5 protein-coding genes are annotated in these 6763 nt (G+C 61.6%); all 5 read right to left on the minus strand.

The window, feature by feature from the left end; translation table 11 throughout:
- A partial coding sequence (locus EN884_RS19965) for an ABC transporter substrate-binding protein (protein WP_164895066.1) occupies positions 1-920 on the minus strand: 920 nt, incomplete at its 3' end.
- 242 nt (positions 921-1162) lie between these two features.
- Positions 1163-2335, minus strand: coding sequence for an iron-containing alcohol dehydrogenase (locus tag EN884_RS19970; protein ID WP_063168961.1), 1173 nt, complete (start codon positions 2333-2335; stop codon positions 1163-1165).
- Between the two features lie 17 nt (positions 2336-2352).
- Positions 2353-3741, minus strand: coding sequence for an aldehyde dehydrogenase family protein (locus EN884_RS19975; protein WP_063168962.1), 1389 nt, complete (start codon positions 3739-3741; stop codon positions 2353-2355).
- Positions 3742-3868: 127 nt separating this feature from the next.
- The gene (locus EN884_RS19980) at positions 3869-5239 is read right to left on the minus strand and encodes a glutamine synthetase family protein (RefSeq protein ID WP_013529682.1); all 1371 of its coding nucleotides are present in this window, start codon (positions 5237-5239) and stop codon (positions 3869-3871) included.
- Between the two features lie 87 nt (positions 5240-5326).
- Positions 5327-6763 (minus strand): amino acid permease (locus EN884_RS19985; RefSeq protein WP_128360697.1); only part of this gene is annotated, 1437 nt, incomplete at its 5' end.

The raw sequence follows: 6763 nt of genomic DNA on the forward strand, positions 1-6763 counted from the left end.
CCCTTCAGCCAGCCGATCTGGCCTTCGTCGGAGTAGAGGTATTCCATCCACAGCTTGGCTGCATTCGGATGCGGCGCGTAGGCGCTGATCGCCTGCACGTAGACGCCGGCGACGACGCCGGTCTTCGGCACGATGACGTCGACGGGCGGGTTGCCCTTCAGCGTGTCGCGGCCGGCGAGCGCGTTGTAGTCCCAGTTGATCAGGATCGGGGTCTGACCCTGGGCAAGCGTTGCCGGCTTGCCCACGACCGGAACGAAATTGCCGGCGGCGTTGAGCTTCTTGAAGAAGTCTAGGCCAGCAGTGCCGGCAGCTTCACCGGCTGCGGCGCCACCGGAAAGGCCGGCGGCGTAGACAGCCTGGATGGCCTGGTTTGAAACGCGCGGATCGCCGGCAAGAGCGACCGCGTTGGCGAATTCCGGCTTCAAGAGGTCGGCCCAGTCGGTGGGCGATTCCTTGATCAGGTCCTTGTTCACCATGAACGACAGAACGCCGTAATAGTCGCCGTACCAGAAGCCGTCGGCATCCTTGGCGCTGTCGGGGATCGAGTCCCAGGTCGACACCTTGTAAGGCTGGATCAGGCCATCGGCCTTGGCGGTCGGGCCGAAGGACAGGCCGACGTCGATGACGTCGGGCGCCTGCGGGCCCTTGTTGTCCTTGTTGGCCTTGATCGCCTCGACCTCGTCGCCGGAGCCGGCGTCGGGGTTGAGTTCGTTGACGGTGATTTCCGGATACTTCGCCTTGAAACCTGCGATGACATCGCCATAGCCGCACCAGTCATGCGGCAGCGCGATGGTGGTGAGCTGGCCTTCCGCCTTGGCAGCCTTGACGAGATCGTCCAGCGAATCCGCGGACGAAATCACCGTCGACGCGAAAAGCGCCGCGGCCGAAAGGGAAAGCACTTTCCCCGTGAACTTGAACATGTGTTCTCTCCGTTGAACTGACGCCGTTGGACGCCTGCGATGCGGTATCGTTTTCATGTGACAGCCAGATGAAAGCTTTGTGAAAGCGGCTGCTCGCAGTGCGAAAAAGTAAACTCTTTTTAACCTGATGTAGCAATCGCTCCGCGATTCTTTTTCCGGCTAACTAGTTTGTGCCTTGCCCGTCATCCTCCCCCTTGTTTTCATAGCCCCTTTTCAGATCACTTTGCGGCGCGGAAAACGCCTCAGACCGTGCCGGCAATGGCGTTTTCGAGCAAGGTCAGCGCCGCCTTCTTGGTCAGCTTGACCGGGTTACCGCCGGCGGTCGGATCGACCACCGCCATGTCGGCGATCAGCGCCTTGCGCTTCTTGTCCATGTCGAGCCCCTTGATAAGGCCCGGCAGCGCATGCGGCACCTTCAATTCCTTGCGCAGCTTGATAATCGCCTTGGCGAACCCGTCGAAGCCGCCCTTGATGCCGCAATAGGCGGCGAGCCGGCCGATACGCTCCTCGATGGAGTCACGGTTGAAGGCGAGCACATAGGGCATGAACACCGCATTGGTCATGCCGTGATGGGTGTCATAGAGCGCACCGACCGGATGCGACAGCGAATGGATGGCGCCGAGCCCCTTCTGGAAGGCAGTGGCGCCCATGGCGGCGGCGCTCATCATGTGGGCGCGCGCGACGAGATCCCTGCCGTTGGCATAGGCCTTCGGCAGGTTCTCGAAGACCAGCCTCACACCTTCGACGGCGATGCCGTCGGCCATCGGATGATAGCCCGGCGCGCAATAGGCCTCGAGACAGTGGGCGAGCGCATCCATGCCGGTGCCGGCGGTGATGAAGCCGGGCATGCCGACCGACAGCTCCGGATCGGCAATAACGATTGCTGGCAAAAGTTTCGGATGGAAGATGACCTTCTTGGTGTGCGTCGCCTCATTGGTGATAACGCCGGCGCGGCCAACTTCCGATCCGGTCCCGGCGGTGGTCGGCACGGCGATGATCGGCGCGATGGCGTCCGAATTGGCGCGCGTCCACCAGTCGTCGACATCCTCGAAATCCCATACCGGCCTGACCTGCCCGACCTGGAAGGCGATCAGCTTGCCGAGATCGAGCGCCGAACCGCCGCCGAAGGCGATGACGCCGTCATGTTTGCCCTTCTTGAACACGGCGATGCCGGCGGTCAGATTGGACTCGACCGGGTTAGGCCTGACCTCGGAGAAGACGCCGTAAGGAACCTTGGCGTCGTCGAGTATCTTCAGCGTCGAGGCGACGACCGGCAGTTTCGCCAGTCCAGGGTCGGTGACGAACAACGGCCGCTTGATGCCGGTGGCCGCCAGCACCTCAGGCAATTCCTTGATGCGGCCGGCGCCGAAGCGGACGGTGGTGGGGTAGTTCCATTTGGAGATCAGCTTGGACATTTTTGTCTTTCAATAAATCAGATGGCTTCGCGCAGATGGAATGATTTCGGCCGGGTCAGATTGTCGTAGCCGATGGCCGACAAGCCCGCACCCTTGCCGGTGTCCTTGACGCCGGTCCAGACCAAGGCCGGGTCGAGGTAGTCGCAGCGGTTCATGAACACCGTGCCGGTCTCGACGCGGTTGCCGATCGCCACGGCATGCTCGGTATCGCGCGTCCAGATCGAAGCGGTCAGCCCGTAGGGACTGTCGTTCATCAGCGCGATCGCCTCTTCGTCGTTGCGCACCTTCATGATGCCGACGATCGGGCCAAAGCTTTCCTCGCGCATGACGCTCATCTGATGATCGACTTCTGTCAGCACCTCAGGTGCCAGATAAGGCGAACCAGCCTTGTCGTTAGCCACCTTCATGTTGATGTGCGCCTTGGCACCCTTGCGCAGCGCTTCCGCCTTCTGTTCACGGATCAGGTCAGCAAAGCGCGCCTGCGCCATCGGTCCCATCGTCGTCGCCTGATCGAGCGGATTGCCGACGACATAGTTCTTTGTCTCGGCGATGAAGCCTTCGACGAATTCGTCATAGACCTTCTCGTGCACATAAACGCGTTCGATGCCGCAGCAGCACTGGCCGGAATTGTAGAAGGCGCCGTCGACCAGATTGGCGACCGCATGGTCCATCTTGGCGTCGGGCAGCACATAGGCCGGATCCTTGCCGCCAAGCTCGAGGCCGAGCGTCATGAAGGTGCCCGCCGCCGCCTTTTCGATGGCGCGGCCGCCGCCGACCGAACCGGTGAAATTGACGTGGTCGATCTTGCCCGAGCCGAGCAGCCTTTCGGTCTGGGCGTGGTTCAGCACGACATTCTGGAACACGCCCTTGGGCAGGCCGATCTTGTCGAAAGCCTGCTGAAAGCGCTCGCCGACCAGCAGCGTCTGCGCCGCATGCTTCAGGATCACGGTGTTGCCGGCCATCAGCGCCGGCACGATGGTGTTGACGGCGGTCAGATAGGGATAATTCCACGGCGCGATCACCATGACGACGCCGAGCGGGTCTTTCTTCACATAGCGGCGGAAACCGTCCTTGGGGTTGGAGGCCGGCACCGATTTGAGCGCCTGCTCGGCGATCTCGACCATGTAGTTGGTGCGTTCCCTGACGCCGCCGAATTCGCCGCCATAGCGCACGGGCCGCCCCATCTGCCAGGCGATTTCCGGCACGATCTCGTCGGTCATCGCGACCAGCGCTTCCAGCATAGCCAACATGTACTTGCCGCGCTCGACGATAGGTGTCTCAGCCCACTTCTCTTGCGCCGCCTTGGCGCGTTCCACTGCGGCGTTGATCGCCTGGTCTGTAGCAATCGGCCGCTCGGCATAGATCGAGCCATCGACGGGGGTAATGAGTTTGACCGTCTCGGTCATTTTGTAAGTCCTCGTATTCTACAACAAAATCGTGTGGCCTGGCGCTGCCCCTCATCTGCCTGCCGACAGCCTCTCCCCACGGGGAAAGGCTAAGAGTGAAGGGGTGGCGCCGACGAACCGCCGATACCTAATACCGCTCGAAACCTCTGTGCAGTTCCCAATCCGTAATCCGGCGGTCGTATTCGAACTGCTCCCACTTTGCGGTGTGGACATAGTGTTCGAGCACATCCTCGCCGAGCGCCTGCTTGAGCATCTTCGACTTCGCCAGCGTGTCGGTGGCATCGCGCAGCGTCTTCGGAATCTCCGGCAGGCGAGATGCCTGATAGGCATCGCCGACGAACGGCTTCTGCAATTCCAGCTTTTCGTCGATGCCGGCAAGGCCGGCGGCGATCAGGGCTGCGAAAGCAAGATACGGGTTGAGGTCGGCGCCACCGATGCGGCATTCCATGCGGATGCCCTTGGTGCCCTCGCCGCACAGGCGGAAGCCTGCGGTGCGGTTGTCTTCGCTCCACATGATCTTGGTCGGCGCGAAGGTGCCGGCCTGGAAGCGCTTGTAGGAGTTGATATAGGGCGCCAGGAACCAGGTGAATTCCTTGGCGTATTTGAGCTGGCCGGCGGCCCATTGCTGGCCGAGTGTCGACAGCGTCCAGTCGGCCTTTTTGTCGAAGAACAGCGGTGTCTTGCCGTCGGCGCTCCACAGCGAATTGTGGATGTGGCTGGAATTGCCGGCGAGCCCGTAATTATACTTGGACATGAACGAAATCGCCTTGCCCTCGGACTCGGCGATTTCCTTGGCGCCGTTCTTCAGGATGACGTGGCGGTCGGCCATGTCGAGCGCCTCGGCATAGCGCACATTGATCTCTTCCTGGCCCGGACCCCACTCGCCCTTGGAATTCTCGATCGGAATGCCGGCCGCTTCCATTTCGTTGCGAAGCCGGCGCATGACGCCTTCTTCCTTGGTGGTGATGCCGATCTGGTAGTCGCCGATATAGGGCGATGCGGTGTCGAGACCTTGCCAGTGCTTCTTGCGGGCCGAATCGTAGGTCTCGTTGAACAGATAGAATTCGAGCTCGGATGCGAAATAGCCGATATAGCCGCGCTCGCTCAGCCGCTTGACCTGCTTCTTCAAGATGGCGCGCGGCGAATGCGGCAGGTCGTCATGCGTGTGGTGGTCGAGCACGTCGCAGATCACGAGCGCGGTCTTTTCCAGCCAGGGAATGCGCCGCAGCGTGGCGAGATCCGGCTTCATGACGAAATCGCCATAGCCCTTCGACCAACTCGCCGCCTTGTAACCCGGCACCGGCTCCATATCGATGTCGGCGGCCAGCAGATAATTGCATCCATGCGTTTCGTCATGCGCGGAATCGACGAAGTACTGCGCCAGGAAGCGTTTTCCCGCCAGCCGTCCCTGCATGTCGACGATGCAGGCCAGCACGGTGTCGATCTCACCGCTGGAGACCGCTTTCTTCAACTGATCGAACGAGAAATTTCCGGCCATTCCTTTGGCACTCCAGCGCTTGGGCTTTGAATGAGTTGAACGAAACCATGGCCGGCACGATGCCGGCCATGGCCATGATGGTGGAGGTCAGTGGCCGGTTTCGCCGACTGCCTGTTCGGCCGCCTTGATGGCCGCCTGACGCGCCGCAATGATGTCGCCGAGCGGCGGCCCCTGGAAGCGGCGCTTCTCGAAGCCGAACCAGACGACTGCCGTCAGGATGAAGAAGCCGACGGTGATGTAGAGCGCCCAATCGTTCGGCGGCTGGATGCCGATGATGAAGATCAGGATCATTGAGACGATCGACAGGAAGGCGAACAGCATGAACACGCCGCGCCCCATGTTCCAGGGACCCATCTTGTCCCACTTCGGCGTGCCCCAGGCGAGCATGCCGAGCACGATCGGCACGGTGAAGGAGAGGAACAGGAAGATGACGGTGCAGGAAACCACGATGGTGTAGGCCGAAGTGCCTGCGACCGAAACCAGCGTCGAACCCCAGACGAACAGCACCGACAGGATCGAAGCCGTCCAGATCGCCGCCACCGGCGTGCGGTAGGTCGGGCTGACCTTGGCGAGTGCCGCCGAACCCGGCAGGCCGCCGTCACGCGAGAAGGCGAAGATCATGCGCGAGGCAGACGTCACCGTGGCAAGGCCGCACAGCAGCTGCGCGACGAACACGACGAGGTAGACGAACTCCTTGATGCCGGGGCTTACACGCTGGTCGAAGGCCCAGAAGAACACGTTCCAGCCCTGCTTGGCGGCATCGTCCATGTTCGGGATCATCAGCACGAAGGCGGCCAGGAACAGATAGCCGAAAACGGCCGACCAGATCACCGACATGACCATGGCGCGCGGCACGGAAGAAGCCGCCTTGATGGTTTCCTCCGAGGTGTGCGCGGAAGCGTCATAACCGGTGATCGTGTAGATCGGCAGCAACAGTCCGAGCGCGAACACCCAGGCATTCGAGACGGATGGCCACACGCCGGCGCCTGCGTCCCCGGAATAGTTCTTGAAGGTGAAGAGACGGCTGAAATCCCAGGTCTCAGCGGAAGCCAGGCAGACGATGGCGATCAGGATCGAGCCGAAGAAGATGAGATAGCCCGAGAAATCGGTCAGCTTCGCCGTCAGCTTGATGCCGAGATGGTTGATCAGCGCCTGCGCGCCGGTGATGATGATCAGAAAGATCATCTGGTTTGTCAGCGTGCCTTCGATTCCGAGCGTCGGGCCGAAAGCGCCGATGAAAAACGTCCAGGTGCCGACATTGATGGCGCCGAGCACGGTGATCAGGCCGAGCAGATTGAGCCATGCGGTGACCCAGCCGGTGCCGCGGTTGCCGAGGATCGAACCCCAGTGATAGAGGCCGCCGGCCGTCGGATAGGCCGAGCTGATCTGCGACATGGCGACCGCAAAGGTCAGCGAAACGAAGCAGCCGACCAGCCAGCCGATGCCGATGCCGATGCCGCCGGCGCCGGAGGTGGCCTGGGCCAGCGAATTGATGCCGCCCGACAGGATGCAGATGATGGAGAA

This window comes from Mesorhizobium sp. M7A.F.Ca.AU.001.01.1.1, from assembly GCF_004022735.1.
Lineage (GTDB): Bacteria > Pseudomonadota > Alphaproteobacteria > Rhizobiales > Rhizobiaceae > Mesorhizobium > Mesorhizobium ciceri.

Bases quoted from the DNA above. Each gene is read 5' to 3' on its own strand.
- EN884_RS19970 (WP_063168961.1), bottom strand. From the start codon at position 2,335: ATGTCCAAGCTGATCTCCAAATGGAACTACCCCACCACCGTCCGCTTC.
- EN884_RS19975 (WP_063168962.1), bottom strand. From the start codon at position 3,741: ATGACCGAGACGGTCAAACTCATTACCCCCGTCGATGGCTCGATCTAT.
- EN884_RS19980 (WP_013529682.1), bottom strand. From the start codon at position 5,239: ATGGCCGGAAATTTCTCGTTCGATCAGTTGAAGAAAGCGGTCTCCAGC.